Source organism: Clostridium sp. KNHs214, from assembly GCF_000744935.1.
GTDB lineage: Bacteria > Bacillota > Clostridia > Clostridiales > Clostridiaceae > Haloimpatiens.
This window is the reverse complement of the sequence record NZ_JQMW01000010.1, coordinates 1-22,343: the sequence shown is the minus strand read 5'-3', so window position 1 is coordinate 22,343 and position 22,343 is coordinate 1. Positions and strand designations below refer to the sequence as shown.

Genomic DNA, 22,343 nt, shown 5'->3' with positions numbered 1-22,343 from the left:
TTTTTTTGTTTTGGGGGAGATTTTAATGGTAATAAATAAGATTTTAAACAATAATGCAGTCACTAACATTTGATGATAAAGGAAAAGAAATAATTATAATGGGAAAAGGGAACTAGCCTCATGGTAGGGAAAAATGGTGATGCTATTGAACAAGTAAAGTTACTAAAAGTTTATTTTAAGTTCCATGGAATATCCCAACCATTCTTGTTGATAATTTTAGTAGTATTCCTACGGATAGTATTGAACTTTGCTATGACATTGTACAATATGCAAAGCAGAAATTATCTATGAAATTGATGATTCCTTGTATATTTCCTTGATGGACCATATAAGTACTAGTATTGAACGCTATAATAAAGGAATTACACTAAGAATAAGTTATTATGGGAAATCAAACATTTTTATAAAATGAATATGAGATTGGACTATATGGAATTGCTATGATTAAAAAAATTTATGGTTTAACCATGTATGAAGATGAAGCTGGATTTATTGCACTCCATATTGTCAGTGCTGAGGTCAGCAATAATATTCATGATGTATATGAGATAACTGGATTTATACAAAATATTATAATATTGTTAAATATCACTTTAAGCGTAATTTTGATACTGATTCACATAATTATTATCGTTTTTATTACTCATTTAAAATTTTTTGGACATAGAGTTTTTCAAAAAAATCTAATAAAAATGACGAGCTTAATAATAATCTGTTGGACATTATAAAGAAAAATACAAGGAACCGTATTTATGCAGCTTGAAGATAAAACAATTTATTGAAAAAAAGTATTATTATTATTTAGATGATGATGAAGTGCTATATCTTACAATACATATTACAAAGCTTATAAGTGATAAATAAATTAAGACAAGTTATAAAAGTAAATAGCTTATTAAAATTTTTATTTTAGTTTATAATTGAATAACAAAATAGAGGGGGTGATTGTAAAAAAAGAAAATATTTATTGTTGGGTAGTAACATTAAGTTGGCTAAACCTTCATTTTATAAAATAGGAAATGGAGGAATTTAAAATGAATTATGAAAAAATGGCTAGTGAAATTTTAAAAGCTGTAGGAGAAGAGAATAATATTAATTCTCTAGTTCATTGTGCAACAAGATTAAGATTTAATCTTAATTCTGAATCAAAGGCTGATGATGAAAAAGTTAAGGCAATTAATGGGGTATTATCTTTAGTAAAAAAGGGAGGACAATATCAATTAGTAATCGGTAATGATGTAGACAAAGTCTATAAAGAAATAATGAAAGTTACTAATTTAGATTCATCAAAGGACAATAAGAGTAAGGAAAAGGACGGGATTATAAATAGAGTTCTGTCAGTTATTACTGGATCAATTGCACCAATGATTCCATTACTTGCAGGAGCAGGAATGGGGAAAGTATTACTTTTAATTTTAAGTTTAGTTGGAGTTTTAGATAAATCATCTCAAACATATACTATGTTAAAATTTATTTTTGATACGGGGTTTCTATTTTATGCCGGTATTTGTTGGTTTTTCAGCGGCAAAAATATTTAAATGTAATAGATATTTGGGAGCATTTATTTGTCTATCAATGCTTCATCCAAAGTGGATTTCATTAGTAGCTGCAGGAAAACCTGTATACTTTCTAGGAATACCACTATCATTAGTAAGTTATTCTTCACAGCTTGTAACTGCTATTTTAATTGTATGGATAATGTCTTATATTGAGAAATATGTTTATAAGTACGTTCCAGAAATGATTAAAGTGTTTATGGCACCATTGCTAGTTATATTAATCACTGCACCATTAGGATTTATTATAATTGGACCAATAGGTAATTACATTGCACAATTAGTTGCGGATATTGTAATGTTTGTTCAGCAACATTTTGGCATTGTTGCTATTCCAATTTTAGCAGCTGTATATCCATGGTTAGTATCCATAGGTATGCATAAAGCATTAAGTCCAATTTGTGTTATGCTCATCGAACAAAATGGTTTTGACCCTGTTACACGTGTTATTGCATTATGCTCTAATATTTCTCAGGCTGCGGCATCACTTGCAGTATCATTAAAGACTAAAAATAAAGAATTTAGACAAATTGCATTTTCATCAAGTGTTACAGCATTTTTAGGAGGAATTACTGAACCAGCAATGTATGGTGTTAATCTTAAATTAAAAAAGCCAATGTATGCTTGTATGATTGGCGGAGCAACAGCAGGATTATTTGCTGGAATAGTTCAATTAAAGGCTTTCGTCTATGTAACACCAGGATTATTGAGTTTACCAATGTGGGTATCTCAAGGTACTAACAATTTAATATATGCTATCATTACATTAACTATATCTGCAGTAGTAACATTTATTGCTACATTAATTATTGGGTTTGATGACCCAGTTGAAGAGAATAAAGAAGAACAGAAAAAAGTTATAGAAAAAACAGGTTATGAGAATATTTTAACACCAGTAAAAGGAGTGACTGTTCCCTTAAAGGATGTTGCTGATGAAACTTTCTCAAGTGGAGTAATGGGTGCTGGAATAGGAATTATTCCTAGTGAAGGCAAAGTATATGCTCCAGGAGATGGTGTGATTAGTGCCTGCTTTCATACAGGTCATGCTATTGGAATGACTATAAATGATGTAGAAGTATTAATTCATGTAGGAATAGATACGGTATCTTTAGATGGAAAGTATTTTAACTTATTGGTTCAACAAGGGCAAAATGTTAAGAAAGGTGATTTACTATTGGAATTTGATATTGATAAAATAAAAGATGCGGGATATGATTTAACAACAAGTGTAATTATAACCAATAGTAATGATTATATGGATGTATTGCCAACTAATAAGAATAAAGTTGACATAGAAGATGTTTTATTGACAGCAATTTAGGGGGGATTAATATGATATATGCTGATTTGCACGTGCATACAAACCACAGTGATGGTATTTGTGAAATTGCTAATGTTCTTGATATGGCAAAAAAGAAAGGAATAAAGGCATTAGCTATTACTGATCATGATACAGTTGACCAATTTGATGAAATTAAGAAACTAGGCGATAAAATGGATCTTGAGGTAATAAAAGGTGTAGAAATGAGCTGTTATGATTATGATGTATTTAAAAAGGTTCATATTGTTGGACTATGGCTTAATGAAAATACCCCACACATTAAAAAGTTATGTGATAAGACTTTAAAATGTCGAGATAATTATCATAGAGACTTAATAAAGGAATTGTCTCAAAAAGGGTATGATATTACTTATAAAGATGCTAAAAAATATTCCAAATACAGTATTGTCTTTAAAATGAATATTTTTCAAGCTCTAAAGGAGAAATATACATATGAGATGACAAAGGAAAAATACAAGGAACTTTTTGCTTCAAAGACATCAAAGGAAACTGATTTAAGCATGGGATATACTCCTGTAATGAAAGGGATTGAAGCAATAAAGAAAGATGGTGGTATACCAATTATTGCTCATCCATGTCAATATAATAATTATGATGAGATTGAAAAATATGTTGAATATGGATTAAAAGGAATTGAAATAAATCATTCTAAGATGAAGAAAATAGATTACGAAAAACATTAAATTTGGCAGCTAAATATAACTTAGCTAAAAGCGGGGGCAGTGACTTTCATGACCCTGATTTAATTGAATTTGGGTGTTTTGGTTTAACAAAAGAGCAGTATGAAGAATTAAAGCATTGGCCTAAATAATTAACTTATATGATGAAAGTGCATTAGAATAGAAATATTTTATAGATTTTTTAACAGATATAAAAGTAGATTCGAATGAATCTACTTTTATCATAAACATATGAGCTGGAACGAAAAAGGCATTGTGATGGTAAAGCGGACATTTAAAATCTCATATCCGACGGCGATGAAGTAGGTACTTCCTATCCATAAAAATGCATGTAAAATTATTTAAAATCCTTTTTAATTAGTTCTATATAAGTATCGATAACTTTGTAAAAAGAATCGATATCTTCAATAGTACATTTCTTCAGCAAATCATCTAATGTTTTGGCAATATCAATAGTGTCATATAATTTGTGAGCTTGACTTAATTTTAAACCTTCTTCAGTTACCTTGAGAAGAATAGTTTTTGCATTATCCTTTTTTTGATAACGAGTTACAAATCCACGTTCCACTAAGCGGCTTACGGTTTTTGAAATTGCTCCTTTAGTGCGATTCCAATATTTTGAAAGTTCAGTGACAGTTGTTCCAGGGTTGTCGTCAATAAAAGTTAATATATGTGCTTCAATCATTGTCAATTGATGACCGGTGCCATAATCATGTTTAGAATTCATATAATCCCCATACAAAATGACAAAATGATATAATTTGCCAATACGATCATTAAGAGTAGCAAATTGTTGATTTAAATCTGACATAAAAATCTCCTTACATATTTTTTAATAATAGTTAATTGTGGATCTTTTGTATTGTGAAAATAATTTCAGTACAAGATAAGATCCATTTTTTAGTATATAGCCAATTTATTTTTGAAATTGCAAATGTCTACCTTTTAATATTATTACATATATGCATACATTACGCAAGAAGTACAGTTGTAAGAAAAAAATATCGTTTCCCTTGGAAACAATTACAGAAAAATATTGACTCCATTATGTATATGTGCTAGTATAAATACATAAAATAGTTTACCGCGGAAACAAAAATAAAAATCAGGAGGTTAGTGAATTATGTCTGTTAAAGAGTTTTGTGATAAGTATTATATGGATAGAAAAGGTACAAATTCATTAAAATGGGACGCACTAGATGTTAGATTTGGCGATCCAGATTTAATTTCAATGTGGGTAGCAGATATGGAATTTCGTACACCACAATCTGTAATTGATGCATTAGTTAAAAAAGTAAAGGAAGGAATTTATGGATATTCATTTGTTCCAAACTCATATTATGAAGCATTTATAGCTTGGGAGAAAGAACATCATGGATATGAAGTAAAAAAAGAGAGTATTCGTATTTCTCCAGGTGTAGTAGCTGCGTTGTATTGGTTAGTAAATGCTTTTACTAAAGAAAACGATTCAGTTATCATTTTGACACCAGTATACTATCCTTTCCACAATTGTGTAAAAGACAACAATAGAAAGCTTGTCACTTGTGATTTGATTAATAATAACGGTGTATTTACAGTTGATTTTGATGAGTTTGAAAGAAAGATCGTAGAAAATGATGTAAAAATGTATATTTTATGTTCTCCTCATAATCCAGCAGGAAGAGTGTGGAAAGAGGAAGAGTTAGTTAAAATGATGGAGATTTGTAAAAAGCACAACGTTTTAGTTGTTTCTGATGAAATCCATCAAGATTTGACTGCACCAGGACATAAGCATATTCCAACAGCTACTGTAGCAGGTGGTATTTATGAGAATAATGTCATAACAGCTAATGCACCATCAAAAACATTTAACTTAGCTACTTGCTTAACATCTAATATTATTATACCATGTAAAGAAAAAAGAGCTATCTATGATGCATATTTAAAAACAGTAAGTCAAATAGAAGTAAATATTTTTGGTTTGGTGGCTTGTGAAGCAGCTTATCGTACTGGAGAAGAATGGAGAAAAGGCCTTGTAGAAGTAATTTATAGTAACTATGATTATGTAAAAACTCAAATGGCTAAGGCATTCCCAGAAGTTGTTGTATCCCCACTAGAAGGAACATATCTTCTTTGGATGGATTTAAGAGCTTATGTACCTTTAGACGAAATTAAAGAGTTTACCCAAAATCAATGCCATTTAGCAGTAGATTATGGTGAATGGTTTGGAGAAAACTGGAAGGGATTTATCAGGCTTAATATGGCTACACATCCAGACATTGTTAAGAAGGTAGTAGATAATATTATTACAGCTTTAAAAAATAGACAAGCACATTAGTCCAGCTAAGAAATGTCAATAAGAATTAAAAAAATAATTAATATTTTTATTATCTTAAAAAAGGGTAACCTTAATAAACTTTTGTTAGACTAACAAAAAACGGAAATTATATTTATGGAATTATACTACGCAGCGAAGCCGCATTTCGCTTTGAGATAATTCTTTTGGTGTTCTTCTGGTGTAATTATTTCAAATTCTTTCCCATCACGAAGAATGGCAAATAATATGTTACAAACTTTATGCATAACTGCCCCAAGAGCAATCATTTTAGGCTTACTTTGGCACTTTAAAAGATAGTATTCTCGAAGTACTTGATTTTTGGCGGAGCCATCTTTGTTTTTGCTTATGCTGATTAATGCCATAGTGTGAATTACTCTTCTGGCAATTCGAGAGCCTCGCTTTGACATACTGATTTTTGTGCCATTAAAGTTGCCAGATTGCTTTACTGCTGGATCTAAACCAAAATAAGCAAAAAGCTGTTTTGGTGAGTTGAACGCAGAGAAATCTCCGATTTCTCCCATGAGGCTTACAGCAGAAAGAAAACCTGCACCTTTAAATGTTTCAATCAAGTGAATTTGCTTTACAAAATCAGTATTTTCATTTTCATCAACAAGCTTATGCATTTCAGAGAGTATAGAAGAAATCTCTTCATCATACTTTCGAATAAAGCTTATGTATAATCTAATACGCTTAAAATTACTACTTACAGAATAACCGAAGGTCTTTGCATCATTGGCAGCCTTTATAATGGCATTATACTTATTATTAGCATATGTAAGCCCAAAACGAGCTGTAGATCTTATAGAATCAATAATCTCTTCTTTGGAAGCATTTAAAAATGCATCTGGAGATGTGTATGTTTCTAATAAGGTTAATGATGTATTAGTAGTTATTTTTGAAAAAATTTTAAGGTATTCTGGAAATACCATCCGAAGTTCACTTTGAAGTTTGTTCACATAAGCAGAACGGTTGTCCATCAAATCATAATACTCTCTTGAAAGATTTCTTAAATCAAGAGCAAGATCTGATGGCATAAGAGATACTTTTAAATCTGGCTTTAAGCCTATTAAGGCAGCTTTTTTTGAATCAAATCTGTCATTATGCACTTTTCTAATGTTAATGTTTGTGCTATTCTTAGTGATGATAGGATTAATTAGGTTAACATTAAATCCAGTATCACGAAGATAGCAGAAGAGTGGGTAATGATAAATTCCCGTGGATTCTAGGAAAATGCGACTTTCCAAAGAATACAACTCTTCTGCTTCTTTTATTTTAGAAACAGCGAGTTCAAGGGAATCAATGTTTGAATGTAGTATTTTAAAAGGCTTTCCAACAAAGGTCTGGTTAGGAAGTGCGATAGACATCCAACTGAAATCTGCACCAACATCAATACCGACCGAGATAAATAAATTTTTAAATAAAATGTTTGACATGAGCAAAAGCTCCTTTCCGATAGGAATCCATTTCCATCTAATGAGTACACAACCTTGCGAGTTATACAGGTATGGCCTGAGGCTCCCAACCAGCCGAATCATAAAACCTCATTGAATGGACTAATTGACTAAATCACGGGTATGAGTCAGCAGATACTGACTTCCCAAGGAGGAAAACATTATTTGTCCTATCCTTGAAGATTATACTTTATGAAAAGTCTGGAGTCTATATAGGAACCGTCAAGCATGATAATTAACTAAGATAACATCTGATGAAGGAAGAAATCCTTCTTCTGTTATCTATTATAGAAACAATTAAATTGAGATGAGTAGTCTTAATGACTACATCATTATTATACAAGGAGGGAACCTTATGAAAAAAAGCATTTTATTACTGACTAGTTTTTTTATGGCATTAAGTATTGCAGGCTGTGGTAATGCTTCGAAAAATGATGCTGCTAAAAAAAATACAGAAAAAAAAGAAAACAGAACCATGATACTGGCAACTACTACAAGCACTCAGGATTCAGGACTTTTGGACTATTTATTACCTGAGTTTAAGAAGGATACAGGAATAGATGTTAAGGTAGTTGCAAAGGGAACTGGAGAAGCTCTTAAGCTTGGACAAAATGGCGATGCAGATTGTCTTTTAGTACATGCTAAGGCTAAAGAGGAAGAATTTATTAAAAAAGGCTATGGAACAGAAAGACATGATGTTATGTATAATGATTTTATAATAGTTGGACCCAAGGAAGATGCTGCAAAGATAAAAGAAAAGGCACCGAATGATGCGGCAGAAGCTTTAAAATTAATTAGTGAAAGCAAAACACCATTCGTATCTAGAGGAGATGAATCAGGTACTCATACTAAAGAAAAGAACCTTTGGAAAGACACAAAAGTAGATCCTAAAGGAGAATGGTATATTAGCGCTGGTAAAGGTATGGGCGCAGTGCTACAAATGGCAGATGAAAAAAAGGCATATACATTAACGGACAGAGCAACTTATTTGTCTATGAAAGACAAGCTTGATTTAGAAATTGTAACAGAGAAAAGTAAGAATTTATATAATCAATATGGAGTTATAATGTTAAATACGGAAAAACATAAAATTAAAGAAAAGGAAGCTAAGGAATACATAGATTGGATGCTTTCTGATAAAGGACAAAAGCTTATAGGCGAATATGGCAAAGATAAATTCGGACAAGCATTATTTGTACCTAATGCAAAGAAGTAGATACAAATAAATGTAATGAAGTAGATGTAAAGAAATAGATGAGAAATAGGTGATTTTTATGGAACAGGGAATTTTTAATATGGTTAATTTTAGGGAAATTATTCCTGTGGTATTGATGTCTCTTTATGTTTCATTATCATCAACTTTAATTGCTTCAGCACTGGGAATGTTTTTAGGCATTCCCTGTGCTTTATTAGAATTTAAGTTGAAGAGGACAATAATTCAAATTACTGATACTCTAATGAGTGTACCTCCAGTTCTTATGGGATTATTGGTGTATCTTTTATTATCCAGAAAGGGACCTTTAGGTGATTTGGAATTATTATTTACGCCTACCGCCATGATAATAGCGCAGACATTGCTTATATTTCCTATAGTATTTGGACTTACTGTGTCCATTATATCTAAAAATGGTAAGAATATAAAAAATACATGTACCACATTGGGGGCTCATAGGCTTGAGACCTTTTTTATTATCATAAAAGAAAATAAAATACAGTTATTGTCGGTTATAACAGCAGGCTTTGGACGAGCTATATCTGAAGTGGGAGCGGTTATGATAGTTGGTGGGAATATCAAGGGATTTACAAGAGTAATGACCACATATATTGCACTGGAAACAGGTAAAGGTAATTTTAATGAGGCTATAATAATAGGTGGTATATTATTAATTATATCATTTACAATTAATGCTCTTCTTCATTTCTTTCAATGTAATGAAAAATCATAAATTTAATGAAGGGTCATGATAATGAACATAGTGAAAAATTATGAACATCAAAATTATGAGAATGTGAATAGCTAAAGACTATTTAACAGTAAAAAATCATGAAAATGAAAATAGTAAAAAGTCATGATTACTTCCAAAGGAGTGAAGAATTATGAGAATAGAAGTAATTAACGGGATAAAAGAGTATAGTGGCAGAAAAGTGTTAGATGCAGAACGTATTGTTTTTGAAGAAGGATGTATATATGCTGTGTTGGGGTTAAATGGAAGTGGTAAAAGCACGCTTCTTCAATGCATAGCAGGATTTAATGAATTAACTCACGGGAAGATTTTATATGATAAAGGAGATTTTAATGAGAAAAAGCAAAAAATCTCCATGATGTCTCAGCAACCTTTTTTGTTTAATTCTTCTGTGAAGGAAAACATTATAATGGGACTAAAATTCAGAAAAATTTCTAAGGAAATTATTAATAAAAGATTTCATAATTATAGTAAATACTTTGAAATAGATGAGATTCTTAATAAAAATGCAAAAAAACTATCTGGAGGGGAATCAGCAAAAGTTGCGCTTTTGCGTACAGCCATATTGGAAACAGAGGTTGTAATATTGGACGAACCTACAGCTAGTATGGATATAGAAAGCACCATGGCAGCAGAGAATTTGATCAAGGATATTATGAATGAGAAAAAAACCATAATCCTTGTTACCCATGACTTGTACCAAGCTGAGAGAATAGCAGATTATGTAATATTTATGGATAAGAGTAAAGTCATAGAGCAGGGTAAAAAAAATACCATATTTAATAACCCTACAAACTCTAAAGTTAAACTGATTTTAAACAAGTAATTTAACTTTTGAAGTTATAAAATAAAGAAATTAATTGTCAAATGGCGTAGAGTAATTAAAAGAAATTATTAGGGGTGTATATGTAATGAATTTAACGTTAGTGGATTTTACAGAAGTACATGCGAAAGAGATTTGTGATTGGAAATATGAAGGCGAATATTCTATATACAATTACCCAGAATGGGACAAAATATCTAGTGCAAAATGGGGAGTTACAATAGAAGAAAAGAGAAAAAGTGAATTTAAAGCTGTAATTGATGAATGCAATTACTTATGCGGATATATAAGACTAATAAACAAAGATAATTATGTTCTTATTGGCCTTGCACTAAAGCCATCTCTATGCGGAAAGGGTTTAGGAAAGGTTTTAATGGAAATATTAAAACAACAATGCAAGAAAGTATACCCAAATAAAAAGATTGTTTTAGAAGTCCGTTCTTTTAATGAAAGAGCTATTAAATGTTATAAGCGTGCAGGATTCAATGTAATAGATACTTATGAAAGAGATACGCCTCTTGGTTGTGGACAATTTATTAGAATGGAATTTATATATTAGTTTGACATATTCTTATTTAGTTAATTTAACCAAAGTCATAAATAAGGTATCTGCAAAATTATAAAGTATAGAATATAGAGATTATGCTTAACCCACAATAAGGTACAATGTGGTGGAGCTATGAAATTTCTAGAATATACTTACATTTTACGTAAATATATACATTAAATAGATTATATATAGTATATGCTATAAGTAAATAAAATAAGTAAATAGAATTAATTAAATAAAATAAGTAAATGTATAGAATTATAGATTATATTAAAGAAAGGAAGTGAGTATTTAGTGGGAAATGAGTATAACATTATATATGTTATAAATCATAAGCTATCAAAGGTTAATACAAAAATGTTTTGATAACTACAGTACATGTTCTCACTAAAGGTAATTTATGATAAAAACAGCCATTCTTACTATAAGCGACAAAGGTTCTAGGGGAGAGAGAATAGATGAAACGGGACGAGTTTTAAAGGAACTTTTACAAAAAGAGGACTATAAAAAAGCTGATTATCAGGTGGAATACTACAAAGTAATACCAGATGAAATAGATATTATAAGTGGTGAACTTATTAAGCTATGTGATGAGGGAAAAGTAAATCTAATCATTACTAATGGAGGCACAGGTTTTTCTAAGAGAGATGTAACTCCAGAGGCAACAGAGAGGGTAATTGAAAAGCGTGTACCAGGTTTTGGTGAGGCCATGAGGGCAGGCTCGCTAGCTATAACACCTAAAGCAGTGCTTTCCAGAGGAATTGCTGGCATTAGAAAAGAGTCTCTTATAATAAATCTTCCAGGGAGTCCTAAAGCAGCAGTGGAAAATCTAGAGGTAGTGTTGCCAGCGATACCACATGGAATAGAAATTTTACTAGGACAGGCATCAGAATGCGCTAGATAATTTAATTATACGCATACCAAGGCAAAATTTGTGGGATAAGTTAAGTATGACTATGTGGAGGGTGTTAGATAATTTATATATTATTTCTTCAACTTTAGCAGTTATAAATAAAAATTTAAAATTTAAAATTGAAAATTTAGAATGAAGAATAAAACTCCTTTAGAGCAGTTTTTGAAAATATGAATTGAGGAAATTCCATAGGAATTTCACCATTATATTGTTAAAGAAATATTACTAAAGAAACACTACTAAAGAAATATTGTTAAAGAAATAATATTAAAGAAACATTGATTTAAGGAGGATATAAACGTGGATTTATTTAATGTTGTGTCTATTGAAGAAGCTAGAAATCTTATAGAAAAAAACTTTAATATAAAGCCTTTAAGTGAAAAAGTAGAACTTTTGGACAGCATGGGCAGCGTCATATATGAGGATATAATTTCGCAAATAAATGTACCACATTTTAGAAGATCCACTGTGGATGGTTATGCTGTAAACTCCAAGGATGTGGCTGGAGCCAGTGAGAGTATGCCAGCCATGATGAATTACAAGGGTGAAGTGCTTATGGGGAAAAAGCCTGAGGTTAGCATAGATTTTCCTGGAGATTGCATATATGTCCCTACAGGAGGCATGCTTCCAGAGGGAGCAGATTCAATGGTTATGGTGGAATATACTGAAAAAGTTCATGAGGACACAGTGCTTATAGATAAAGCTACAGCCTATGGAGAAAATGTTGTGGAGATAGGTGAGGATATAAGTGAAGGTGAGGTAATAATTAAAAAAGGCAAGAAACTTAGGCCTTATGAGATAGGAGTGTTATCAAGCCTTGGAATATATAAGGTGCCTGTATGCAGAAAGCCTAAGGTAGCTGTAATATCCACTGGAGATGAGATAGTAGAACCTCATGAAACTCCAAAGAAAGGGGAAGTTAGAGATATAAATTCATATCTTTTAGAAGCTTGTATTATTGAAGATGGTGGAGTTCCAGTTAATTATGGAGTAATAAGAGATGACTTTCAGCTTTTAAAAAGTACCGTTAATAAAGCGGTAGATGAGGCAGATATTGTACTTATATCCGGTGGCAGTTCAGTGGGTAAAAAAGACGTTACTATAGATGTTATAAATAGCCTAGGAGAGCCAGGGGTTTTTGTACACGGTATAGCAGTAAAGCCTGGAAAGCCAACCATCATAGGAAAAGTTAAGGATAAAATTGTTTTTGGATTGCCAGGACATCCTCTTTCAGCGGCTATTGTATATAAGGTTGTGGTTAAATACTATATTGATAAAATCACAGGACGCGAGGAAGAAATTTTCCCTATAGTTTGTAAGTTTGATATAAATTATCACAGCGCAAAAGGGAGAGAAGAATATTTGCCAGTTACATTGTCTTGGCAGGGAGATGAAATAATTGCATCGCCTGTATTTTCTAAATCAGGACTTATAAGTGGTTTTTCCAAGGCCTATGGTTTTGTAAAAATAAACAAGAATCTTGAGGGATTGAAAAAAGGTGAGAGGGTATTTGTATATAGATTTTAATTACTATAAGTTCAGCTAAGAAATGGCAATAAGAAATAAAAAAAATTATTATTATTTTTATAAACCACAAAAAGGAGGTGAACTCTGTTGCCATAAATCTATAAAAATCTTAAAAATAAACTTGCATAAAATATATGTATAATATGCGTGTAATTTAAACTTAGACTCAACTAGTTATATTATATGGAAAATTAAACCTAAGGAATAGTATTATATGGAAAACTAAACCCAAGAATGGTATTATATGGCAAGTTATGTGCTGAGAATTTTATAGCAAACCAAAGTAGTTTTATAGAAGAATCTGACACGTTGAACAAGAAATTGAATAATGGGTATAGATTTTTATAGTATATTGGCAATGGAAATAATATGGGTCAAAATATTTATCTTTCAAATTATGAATTAGAAGAGGCAATGAAGCTTTATTTTAGTAAAATATCACCAACAAAGCAAAAAGAAGTAATGAAAACAGAGGATGCCAGTGGAAGAATAACAGCTTCACCAGTGTATTCTAAGATATCATCTCCATTTTATAATTCGGCAGCTATGGATGGAATCGCCCTTAATAGCGAAAAAACTTTGGGAGCAAATGAAAAGAAACACATAGTTCTCGAAGAAGAAAAAGATTATATAGTGGTGGACACTGGAGACCCTATTCCTAAAGAATACGATTGTGTAATAATGGTGGAAGATTTAATAAAAGTAAATGATAAAAAGGTGGAAATATATAAAAGTGCAGCTCCATATCAGCATATAAGACCTTTAGGTGAAGATATAGTAGAAAAATCACTTATTGTGCCATCATCACATAAAATAAGGCCTGTGGATATATCAGCAATGATTGCAGGAGGAGTAAATGAGGTAGAAGTTTACAAAAGACCTGTGGTAGGCATAATTCCAACGGGCACAGAGTTGGTGGAGCCAAGAAGTGAACTGAAAACAGGGGATATAATAGATTTCAACTCAAGAACCTTTGCAGCACAGGTTTTTGAATATGGTGGTATTCCTAAAAGATATCCAATTGTAAAGGATGATTATGAAAAAATTAAAAACACTATAAAAAAGGCAGCGGAAGAATGTGACATGGTTCTTGTAAATGCAGGTTCCTCTGCGGGAAGAGAAGACTACACATCACAGGTTATTAGTGAACTTGGTCAGGTGTACATACATGGAGTGGCTATAAAGCCAGGAAAACCTGTAATTCTTGGCCAGGTAGACCGTAAACCTGTTATAGGAATACCGGGATATCCTGTGTCAGCCTATGTGGTAATGGAAATGTTCGTAAGTAGAATTGTGGAAAACTTTGCTGGAGAAAAACCACGTCAGTTTAAAACTGTAAAGGCCATTTTATCTAAGAGGGTCATGTCATCACTGAAATATCTTGAATTTGTAAGAATAAAATTAGGAAAAGTTGGAGATAAGCTTGTGGCTACACCTTTAAATAGGGGCGCTGGAGCTACCATGTCCTTAGTTAGAGCCGACGGAATACTTGAAGTCCCTCAAAATGTTGAAGGTATAGAAAGAGGAACGGAGGTAGAGGTAAAGCTTTTAAAGGATGAAGAGGAAATAAATAATACTGTAGTTTGTATAGGCAGCCATGATCCTATTATAGATGTGGTAGCAGATTTAATTCATGTAAAGCGTGATGAATATTACTTGTCCTCCGCTCATGTAGGTAGCATGGGAGGAATAATGGCACTTAAAAATGGAGAAACTCACATAGCTCCTGTACATCTTTTAGATATGGAAACAGGCGAATATAATATAAGCTATATTAAAAAATATCTTGAAGATAAACCTATGGCTCTAATAAAATGCGTAAAGAGAATTCAAGGCATTATGGTGCCTAAAGGAAATCCAAATAATATAACTTCTATTAAAGATATAAAGGATAAAAAAATGAAATTTGTAAATAGGCAAAGGGGTGCAGGTACAAGACTTCTTTTTGACTACAACCTTAAGAAATTAGGTATAAATCCTAGAGAAATAGACGGTTATACAAGAGAGGAATACACTCATTTAGCTGTGGCAGCTGCTGTGGAAAATGGGGACGCTCACTGTGGTTTAGGAGTATACTCCGCTGCAAGCATGATGGGACTGGATTTCATACCGGTTTGCAATGAGGAATATGACATAGCAATTCCAGCAGAGTTTTTGGACATGGCAACTATAAAAGAATTCATAAATATTATAAAGAGCCAGGAATTCAAAGAAAAATTGGACGAATTAGGTGGATATGACTACAGTGAAGCGGGAAATATTGTTTTGCTATAGGATGAACAGGTGAATGGAGCAGAAATTCATGCATGGAGCAATATGGAAACTTTAAATCTATTTTAATTTTATATTTTAGCTCTATATTGAAAATTATTGTACATTAAGTTAGTAATGTAAATTACTAATTGTGGTTATAAGAGACAAGTAATTTGGAATGGAAAGTAAAACAAAGGAGGAATCTAATGTTAGACAAGCATGGAAGAAAAATTAATTATTTAAGAGTGTCCGTAACTGATAGATGTAATTTAAGATGTATTTACTGTATGCCATCTAGGGGTGTTGAGAAAAAAGAGCATGAGGACATAATGAGATATGAAGAGATTTTTAATGTGGTTAAGTCGGCGGCAACTATAGGAATAAATAAGGTTAGATTTACTGGGGGAGAGCCGCTTATACTTAAGGATATGGATAAATTAATTTATTATACATCAAAAATAAGCTCCATCCAGGACATTGCTATGACCACCAACGCCATGCTTCTACAGGATAGGGCGGAGGATTTAAAGAAAGCTGGATTGAAAAGAGTTAATATAAGTCTGGACTCATTAAAAGGGGACAAATTTAAGAATATTACAAGAGGTGGAGATATAAATAAGGTTTTTAACAGCATTGAAAAATGTCTATCCATTGGTATGGAGCCTATAAAAATCAACACTGTAATTATGAAGGGCATTAATGATGATGAAATAGATGACTTCATGAATTTAACAAAGGAATATCCTATATCCGTAAGATTTATAGAGCTTATGCCAATAGGTGAAGGAAGCAAAATATACAAAAACAGTTATATTAGTTCAGAAGAGATAATATCAAAACATGGAAATCTTATACCTGTGGAAACTAATAAAAACAGTACAGCTGCATTGTATAGATTTAATGAAGCTAAAGAAAATATAGGATTTATAAGTCCTATGAGTTGTAAATTTTGTAGCAATTGCAACAGGGTAAGGTTAACGGCTGAAGGCACATTAAAGCCATGTCTTCATTCTGAAAAAGAAATAAATATAAAAGAGTATGTGAATGATAGCAAAATTCTTTTATCTAAGATAACCGAGGCCATTTATGATAAACCATTAGAACATCATTTGGTGGAGGATGAAAAGAGCAAAAGTAAAAAGATGATGTATCAGATTGGAGGCTAAAACATGGAATTAACGCATATAAATGAGCAAGGAAGAGCTAAAATGGTGGATGTAGGCAGCAAAAAGGACACAGAAAGAGAAGGGGTTGCCTATGGATGTATAAATATGAAAAGAGAAACTTTGAATAAAATAAAAGAGGGTACCATATCCAAGGGAGATGTTTTGTCAGTAGCTCAGGTAGCTGGTATTATGGGAGCAAAGTCTACACCTCACATTATACCTATGTGTCACCCTATAATGATAAATGGCTGCGATATAAATTTTCAACTAGATTTTGAAAATAATAAAATAGACATAACTGCTTCAGTAAAAAACACAGGTAAAACAGGAGTGGAAATGGAAGCTTTAACAGCTGTAAGCATAGCCGCACTTACCATTTATGATATGTGCAAGGCTATAGATAGAGAAATGATAATATCCGATATAAAACTTATGAAAAAAAGCGGCGGAAAATCTGGAGTATTTCAAAGATAGGTAAGAAGTAAGAAGTAAGAAGTAAGAGGTAAGAAGTAAGAAGTAAGAAGTAAAAGATGAAATCCCCATTGTTTTAAATGAAAAAAGAAGATAAAAATCATATAAAGGGAGGAATTTTAAAATGGCAAAGGTAATAGCAGTTAATATAAGTGAAAAAAAGGGCGAGATAAAGCATCCTATAGAAAAGGGATTATTTAAAGAAAATCATGGTCTTGTAGGGGACGCTCATGCAGGAAACTGGCACAGACAGGTAAGTCTTTTGGGAACAGAAAGTATTGATAAAATGAAGAAGCTAGGTCTAGAAGGTTTATGTACCGGCAAGTTTGCAGAAAATATAACTACAGAAGGATTAGTGCTATATGAATTACCCGTGGGCACTAAGCTTAAAGTAGGAGAGGTACTGATGGAAGTAACACAAATAGGCAAGGAATGTCATGCAGGCTGCCAAATAAGAGAACTTATAGGAGATTGCATAATGCCAAGAGAAGGAATTTTCACAAAGGTTTTGTCAGAAGGTTGGATTAAAGCTGGGGATGAAATAGAAATTTCACAATTCAAGTAATGTAATGTTTTTTGTGGGATAATCATATTATAAGTTATTTTAAAGGGGTAGATGATTATATGGAAAATAATCTAACAAAGGAAAAGTCATGTGTGCTAAAGTCTCATGAAAAATGCGAAAGCTTAGGATTAAGCAAAGGATTGGTGTACAGTAAGAAAATAATAAAAGATGTGAAACTTAAGAAAATTATACAGGAAAATTCAGAATTAATCATTACTGCAACACCTTTTATGAATCAGCTTTATCAATTTGTTAAAGGATCTAATTTTTTTGTTATTCTTACAGATAAGAATGGCTGTATTCTTAATGTTATGGGGGATACGGGTATATTAGAGGAAGCGCTTAATATAAAGATGATTCCCGGAGCATATATGAATGAAGAAAACATAGGAACTAATGCCATGAGTATAGCCTTAAGTGAAAAGGCTCCTATTCAAATATCTGGGGAAGAGCATTATATTGAAGTTTATCATAGATGGACATGTTCCGCGGCACCTATAAAAAACGTGGATGGAGAAATAATTGGAGTACTTGATTTGACAGGATATAGTGAGAATGTACATCCACATACTCTAGGCATGGTAGTGGCAGCAGTTAATGCCATTGAAAAGATGATAGAACTAAACAATTACAATGCAGCTTTAGCTGCATCGAAAAAAGGTATGGAAAATGTGTTTAATTCAATCCCCACAGCCATATTGACTTCGGACTTATCTGGTACTATAAAAAACATAAATAAAAATGTATTAGAGCTCTTTGGATTTAGTGAGAGTGAAATAAAAGAAATGAAGATATGGGACTTAATTCCTCAGTGGACTATGGTTTTAGATGAGATCTATAACAAAGGAAGTTTTATGCATGAAGATGTATATGTTAATGTACGCAAAAATAAACTTCAGCTAAATTTAAGTGCATACCCTATATATGATTCAGCTATGAGAATCTTCGAAGTAACTTGTGTATTTTTGGATGTAAAAAAGGCTAGGAAGCTTGCAGGCAGAATATTTAGAGGGCAGGCTATTTACACCTTTGACAAAATTATAGGTAAAAACAGAAAACTTGTTAATATAATAAATTATTCTAAAAAAATTTCAGATAGCAGATCTACTATTTTCATTACCGGAGAGAGCGGTACGGGAAAAGAAGTTTTTGCACAGTCAATACACAATTACAGCGATAGAAAAGACAAGCCTTTTGTAGCTGTTAACTGTGGGGCTATACCAAGGAATTTAATTGAATCGGAGTTATTTGGATATGAAGAGGGTGCCTTTACTGGAGCAAAACGAGGTGGATATGCAGGGAAATTTGAAATTTCAGATGGGGGTACTATATTTCTTGATGAAATAGGTGAGATGCCCTTCGACATGCAAATAAAACTTTTAAGAGTAATAGAAGAAGGTGTAATAAATAGAATAGGAAGTTCTAAGCAAATACCGGTTAATTCTAGAATAATAGCTGCCACCAATAAGGATTTAAGGCAGGAAGTAGAGAAGGGTAATTTTAGAAAAGACTTATTTTATAGAATTAATGTACTCCCTATAAATTTGCCAGCATTAAAGGAAAGAAGGGATGATATTCCTCTTTTGGTGGAGTATTTTATGAAAAAGACCTCTAAACATTTAAATAAAAGAAAAGTAGAAATACCTCCTATTTATATGGAGACACTTATGAATTATGATTGGCCGGGTAATATAAGAGAGTTAGAGAATGTAATAGAGCTTATAATAAATGCCGAAAGTGTTGAAATACTAAATGATATAAAATACTACAATATTAAGGATGAATTATATACAACTAAGGAGTCAGAAAATGTGGTTTTTGATCTTGAGATTGTTGAAAGAAATCACATACAAAATGTACTAGATAAATTCAATGGCAATATTTCCTCCGCTGCAAAAGCTCTTGGTATAGGTAGAAATACCCTTTATAGAAAAATAGAGAAGTATTCATTATAGTCATATAAGTATAAAAATTAAGTTTTAGTATTTAGAAAAACAGTGGATGCCCATGTGTTGAATAAGACAACTTGCCAGAAATTATGCGAAGGTACAAGCTAGAAAATAACTGTGAATGTATGCGATGAAATTTTCTCATATATGATGATAAATATGTAAAGTAGTGCGCTAATATGAAACAGAATCCCAAAATGGAACCAGTGAAAAGATGAAAAATGCTCTTAAACGGAACATAAAATAAAAAATCACTAGATACTATTATGGGATTCTCGTTTTTACTAATAATATTTTTAACGTTATTGTTTTATAGATGCTAATAAAATATATTATATTTTTTATAAAAAGCGGATGAAAATTGATAAATCTCATAAAAATCTAAACAAAAAATAAAGTAAAATTAGTGAAAAGTAAAGCAAAACAGCTAAAAAACATGAAAACACAGTAGTATCGCGAAATATTCTTATTAAGTCAGTAATAGCGGGTATTTGAACTATAATAGAGTTTGTTTAATCAGAAACAATGCTTATTAAATCAGCAATACTGTTTGTTGAAACATTAATAATTAATGCTCCAAAACAATGTTTTTTATTAGGAACAATAAAGCTGTTGAACTAGAATTTGTTTGGCATGCAATTTGCTCATATAAATTAGCAAATGAATTTATATAGGAGGAATTGCATATGTACGGTTATAATGAAAGGTTTTGAGAATCGACTTAACTAATAAAAGTGCACTTTAGAGCCATTAGACGAAAAAAGGCTAAAAAGTTTATAGGATGTAGAGGACTTGGGGTTAAAACTTTATTTGAAGAAATCGATCCTAAGATAGATGCTCTATCTCCTGAAAATAAACTATAATAGTTACAGGGCCACTTACAGCGCACCTATGCCAACCAGCGGAAGATATATGGTAGTAACTAAGGCTCCTTTAACTGGAACTATTGGAATAGCAAACTCCGGTGAAAATGGGAACAGAGCTTAAAAATGCAGGTTATGACATGATAATAATAGAAGGTAAAGCGGATGACCATGTTTATGTGAATATTGAGGATGATAAAGTAGAAATAAGAGATGCGAATCACGTATGGGGTAAGCTTTCATTGGAAAACTACTGAGATGCTTTGCAAAGGAAACAAATGCCAAAGCAAAGGTGTTATGCATAGGGCCAGCAGGAGAAAGACTTTCACTTTTAGGTGCCATCATGAACGATGTGGACAGAGCTGCGGGCAGAGGTGGCGTTGGAGCTGTAATGGGTTCTAAAAACTTAAAAGCTATAGTAGTTAAAGGTTCAGGCAAAGTTCAAGTAGCCAATGAGGAAGAAGCTAAAAAGGTATCTGCAGAAAAGATTAAAATATTAAGAGATGACCCAGTGGCAGGGGGCGGACTACCTACTTATGGCTCGGCGGTTCTAGTGAATATAATTAATGAAAATGGAGTACATCCAGTTAGAAACTTCCAAAAATCATACACTGACGAGGCAGATAAAATAAGTGGAGAAACTCTTACTAAGGATTGTCTTGTGAGAAAGAATCCATGTTATAGATGCCCTATAGCTTGTGGTAGATGGGTAAAACTAGATGACGGAACGGAATGTGGAGGTCCTGAATATGAGACTTTATGGTCATTTGGTTCTGACTGTGACGTTTATGATTTAAATGCTATTAACGTGGCTAATATGCTTTGTAATGAGTATGGCCTTGACACAATTTCTGCAGGTGCAACTATTGCAGCAGCTATGGAATTATATGAAAAAGGATATATAAAAGATGAGGACATTGCGGCAGATGGATTATCTTTAAAATGGGGAGATGCAGAGGCTGTTGTGGGATGGACAAGAAAAATGGGATTAAGAGAAGGCTTTGGTGATAAGATGGCAGATGGTTCTTACAGACTATGTGAATCTTACGGTGTTCCAGAATTCTCTATGACAGTTAAAAAACAAGAATTGCCAGCATATGACCCGAGAGGAATTCAAGGTCACGGAATAACTTATGCAGTTAACAATAGAGGCGGCTGCCATATAAAAGGCTACATGATAAGTCCAGAAATACTTGGATATCCAGAAAAACTTGATAGATTTTCACTAGAAGGAAAAGCAGCTTATGCTAAGATATTCCATGACTTAACAGCTGTAATAGATTCTTTAGGTTTATGTATATTTACAACTTTTGGACTTGGAGTACAGGATTATGTAGATATGTACAATGTTGTTGTAGGCGGAGAGTTGCATGATGCAGAGTCTATGATGCTTGCAGGAGATAGAGTTTGGACATTAGAAAAAATTAATTTAACTTACAGGCAGGCATAGATAGTTCACATGATAACACTTCCAAAGAGATTGCTTAAGGACCCTATTCCAGATGGACCTTCTAAGGGATATGTTCATAAATTAAGTGAATTGCTTCCTGAATATTACTCAGTAAGAGGCTGGGATGAGAAAGGTATACCAACAGCAGAAACCCTAAACAAATTAGGACTTGAAGAATATGAGGAATATATAAAATGATTAACCCACAATAAGGTACAATAATGATTAACCCGGTACAATGTAGTGGAATTATGAAATTTTTCCTCCATGACTTGCATAAGAGCTGGGAACAATAAATTTAAACAGTTCCTTTGCTTCTTATGAAAGTCATTCCAAAGAAATTTCATAATTCAAGTAATGTAATGATTTTTGTGGGATAATCATAAAATAGCTTTAAGAAAATAGAAAGGCTTTCAATATTAAGAAATGGAGGCCTTTCTGTTGTTACTGGATAACTGTATAAAATTGAAGCATTATGGTAGGCAGGCGTAGATGAAAAGTTG

Annotated in this window: 18 protein-coding genes and 3 pseudogenes; 19 read left to right on the top strand and 2 right to left on the bottom strand. The window is 32.3% G+C overall.

From position 1 onward, the window contains the following. Positions 1–319: 319 nt before the first annotated feature. From CC89_RS21105 to CC89_RS08845, 4 genes and pseudogenes are all read left to right on the top strand, one after another. On the top strand, positions 320–412 hold the full coding sequence (locus tag CC89_RS21105; protein ID WP_286161332.1) for a hypothetical protein: 93 nt from the start codon (positions 320–322) through the stop codon (positions 410–412). A 347-nt stretch (positions 413–759) separates the two neighbouring features. Beyond that, a complete protein-coding gene (locus tag CC89_RS21100) occupies positions 760–864 on the top strand; it encodes a PRD domain-containing protein (RefSeq protein ID WP_286161330.1) in 105 nt (34 codons plus the stop codon). A gap of 170 nt (positions 865–1,034) precedes the next feature. Next, positions 1,035–2,877: pseudogene (locus CC89_RS08850) on the top strand (PTS beta-glucoside transporter subunit IIBCA). 11 nt (positions 2,878–2,888) lie between these two features. Then, positions 2,889–3,709 (top strand): annotated as a pseudogene (locus tag CC89_RS08845) (PHP domain-containing protein). Positions 3,710–3,915: 206 nt separating this feature from the next. Here the strand turns inward: CC89_RS08845 and CC89_RS08840 are convergent. Then, positions 3,916–4,389 carry a MarR family winged helix-turn-helix transcriptional regulator gene (locus CC89_RS08840; protein ID WP_035291413.1) on the bottom strand — a complete coding sequence of 158 codons (474 nt, stop codon included), beginning with the start codon at positions 4,387–4,389 and terminating at the stop codon, positions 3,916–3,918. Positions 4,390–4,701: 312 nt separating this feature from the next. On the opposite strand from CC89_RS08840, the gene CC89_RS08835 reads away from it, so the two are divergent. Further along, on the top strand, positions 4,702–5,895 hold the full coding sequence (locus CC89_RS08835) for a MalY/PatB family protein (protein WP_035291411.1): 1,194 nt from the start codon (positions 4,702–4,704) through the stop codon (positions 5,893–5,895). A 125-nt stretch (positions 5,896–6,020) separates the two neighbouring features. Here the strand turns inward: CC89_RS08835 and CC89_RS08830 are convergent, their stop codons facing one another. Then, positions 6,021–7,328, bottom strand: a complete 1,308-nt coding sequence (locus tag CC89_RS08830) for an IS110 family RNA-guided transposase (protein ID WP_035287686.1) — start codon at positions 7,326–7,328, stop codon at positions 6,021–6,023. A gap of 373 nt (positions 7,329–7,701) precedes the next feature. Between CC89_RS08830 and CC89_RS08825 the strand changes: the two genes are divergently transcribed. The 14 genes and pseudogenes from CC89_RS08825 (at position 7,702) to CC89_RS08770 (ending at position 22,038) form a co-directional block, all read left to right on the top strand. Continuing rightward, positions 7,702–8,562 (top strand): ABC transporter substrate-binding protein, encoded by an 861-nt coding sequence (locus CC89_RS08825; protein ID WP_035291409.1) that lies wholly within the window; start codon positions 7,702–7,704, stop codon positions 8,560–8,562. Between the two features lie 58 nt (positions 8,563–8,620). Further along, positions 8,621–9,292: an ABC transporter permease gene (locus tag CC89_RS08820; protein WP_035291406.1), complete on the top strand. Its 672-nt coding sequence runs from the start codon at positions 8,621–8,623 to the stop codon at positions 9,290–9,292. A 151-nt stretch (positions 9,293–9,443) separates the two neighbouring features. Beyond that, the gene (locus tag CC89_RS08815; protein WP_035291404.1) at positions 9,444–10,136 is read left to right on the top strand and encodes an ATP-binding cassette domain-containing protein; all 693 of its coding nucleotides are present in this window, start codon (positions 9,444–9,446) and stop codon (positions 10,134–10,136) included. Between the two features lie 85 nt (positions 10,137–10,221). Beyond that, positions 10,222–10,692 carry a GNAT family N-acetyltransferase gene (locus tag CC89_RS08810; protein ID WP_035291402.1) on the top strand — a complete coding sequence of 157 codons (471 nt, stop codon included), beginning with the start codon at positions 10,222–10,224 and terminating at the stop codon, positions 10,690–10,692. 391 nt (positions 10,693–11,083) lie between these two features. Continuing rightward, positions 11,084–11,587 carry a molybdopterin adenylyltransferase gene (mog, locus tag CC89_RS08805; protein WP_035291400.1) on the top strand — a complete coding sequence of 168 codons (504 nt, stop codon included), beginning with the start codon at positions 11,084–11,086 and terminating at the stop codon, positions 11,585–11,587. 309 nt (positions 11,588–11,896) lie between these two features. Beyond that, a complete protein-coding gene (locus tag CC89_RS08800) occupies positions 11,897–13,123 on the top strand; it encodes a molybdopterin molybdotransferase MoeA (RefSeq protein WP_035291398.1) in 1,227 nt (408 codons plus the stop codon). A gap of 369 nt (positions 13,124–13,492) precedes the next feature. Continuing rightward, positions 13,493–15,397 carry a molybdopterin biosynthesis protein gene (locus CC89_RS08795; RefSeq protein ID WP_035291396.1) on the top strand — a complete coding sequence of 635 codons (1,905 nt, stop codon included), beginning with the start codon at positions 13,493–13,495 and terminating at the stop codon, positions 15,395–15,397. A 185-nt stretch (positions 15,398–15,582) separates the two neighbouring features. Beyond that, on the top strand, positions 15,583–16,542 hold the full coding sequence (gene moaA, locus CC89_RS08790) for a GTP 3',8-cyclase MoaA (protein ID WP_035291394.1): 960 nt from the start codon (positions 15,583–15,585) through the stop codon (positions 16,540–16,542). A gap of 3 nt (positions 16,543–16,545) precedes the next feature. Continuing rightward, complete coding sequence (gene moaC / locus CC89_RS08785) at positions 16,546–17,016, top strand: cyclic pyranopterin monophosphate synthase MoaC (protein ID WP_035288684.1); 471 nt, start codon at positions 16,546–16,548, stop codon at positions 17,014–17,016. Positions 17,017–17,137: 121 nt separating this feature from the next. Then, a complete protein-coding gene (locus CC89_RS08780) occupies positions 17,138–17,578 on the top strand; it encodes an MOSC domain-containing protein (RefSeq protein ID WP_035288681.1) in 441 nt (146 codons plus the stop codon). A 59-nt stretch (positions 17,579–17,637) separates the two neighbouring features. Further along, complete coding sequence (locus tag CC89_RS08775; protein WP_035291392.1) at positions 17,638–19,533, top strand: sigma-54-dependent Fis family transcriptional regulator; 1,896 nt, start codon at positions 17,638–17,640, stop codon at positions 19,531–19,533. Positions 19,534–20,261: 728 nt separating this feature from the next. After that, on the top strand, positions 20,262–20,390 hold the full coding sequence (locus tag CC89_RS21090; protein ID WP_286161327.1) for an aldehyde ferredoxin oxidoreductase N-terminal domain-containing protein: 129 nt from the start codon (positions 20,262–20,264) through the stop codon (positions 20,388–20,390). A 107-nt stretch (positions 20,391–20,497) separates the two neighbouring features. Further along, the gene (locus tag CC89_RS21085; protein WP_286161331.1) at positions 20,498–20,647 is read left to right on the top strand and encodes an aldehyde ferredoxin oxidoreductase N-terminal domain-containing protein; all 150 of its coding nucleotides are present in this window, start codon (positions 20,498–20,500) and stop codon (positions 20,645–20,647) included. A gap of 35 nt (positions 20,648–20,682) precedes the next feature. Then, positions 20,683–22,038: pseudogene (locus tag CC89_RS08770) on the top strand (aldehyde ferredoxin oxidoreductase family protein). Positions 22,039–22,343 lie beyond the last annotated feature (305 nt).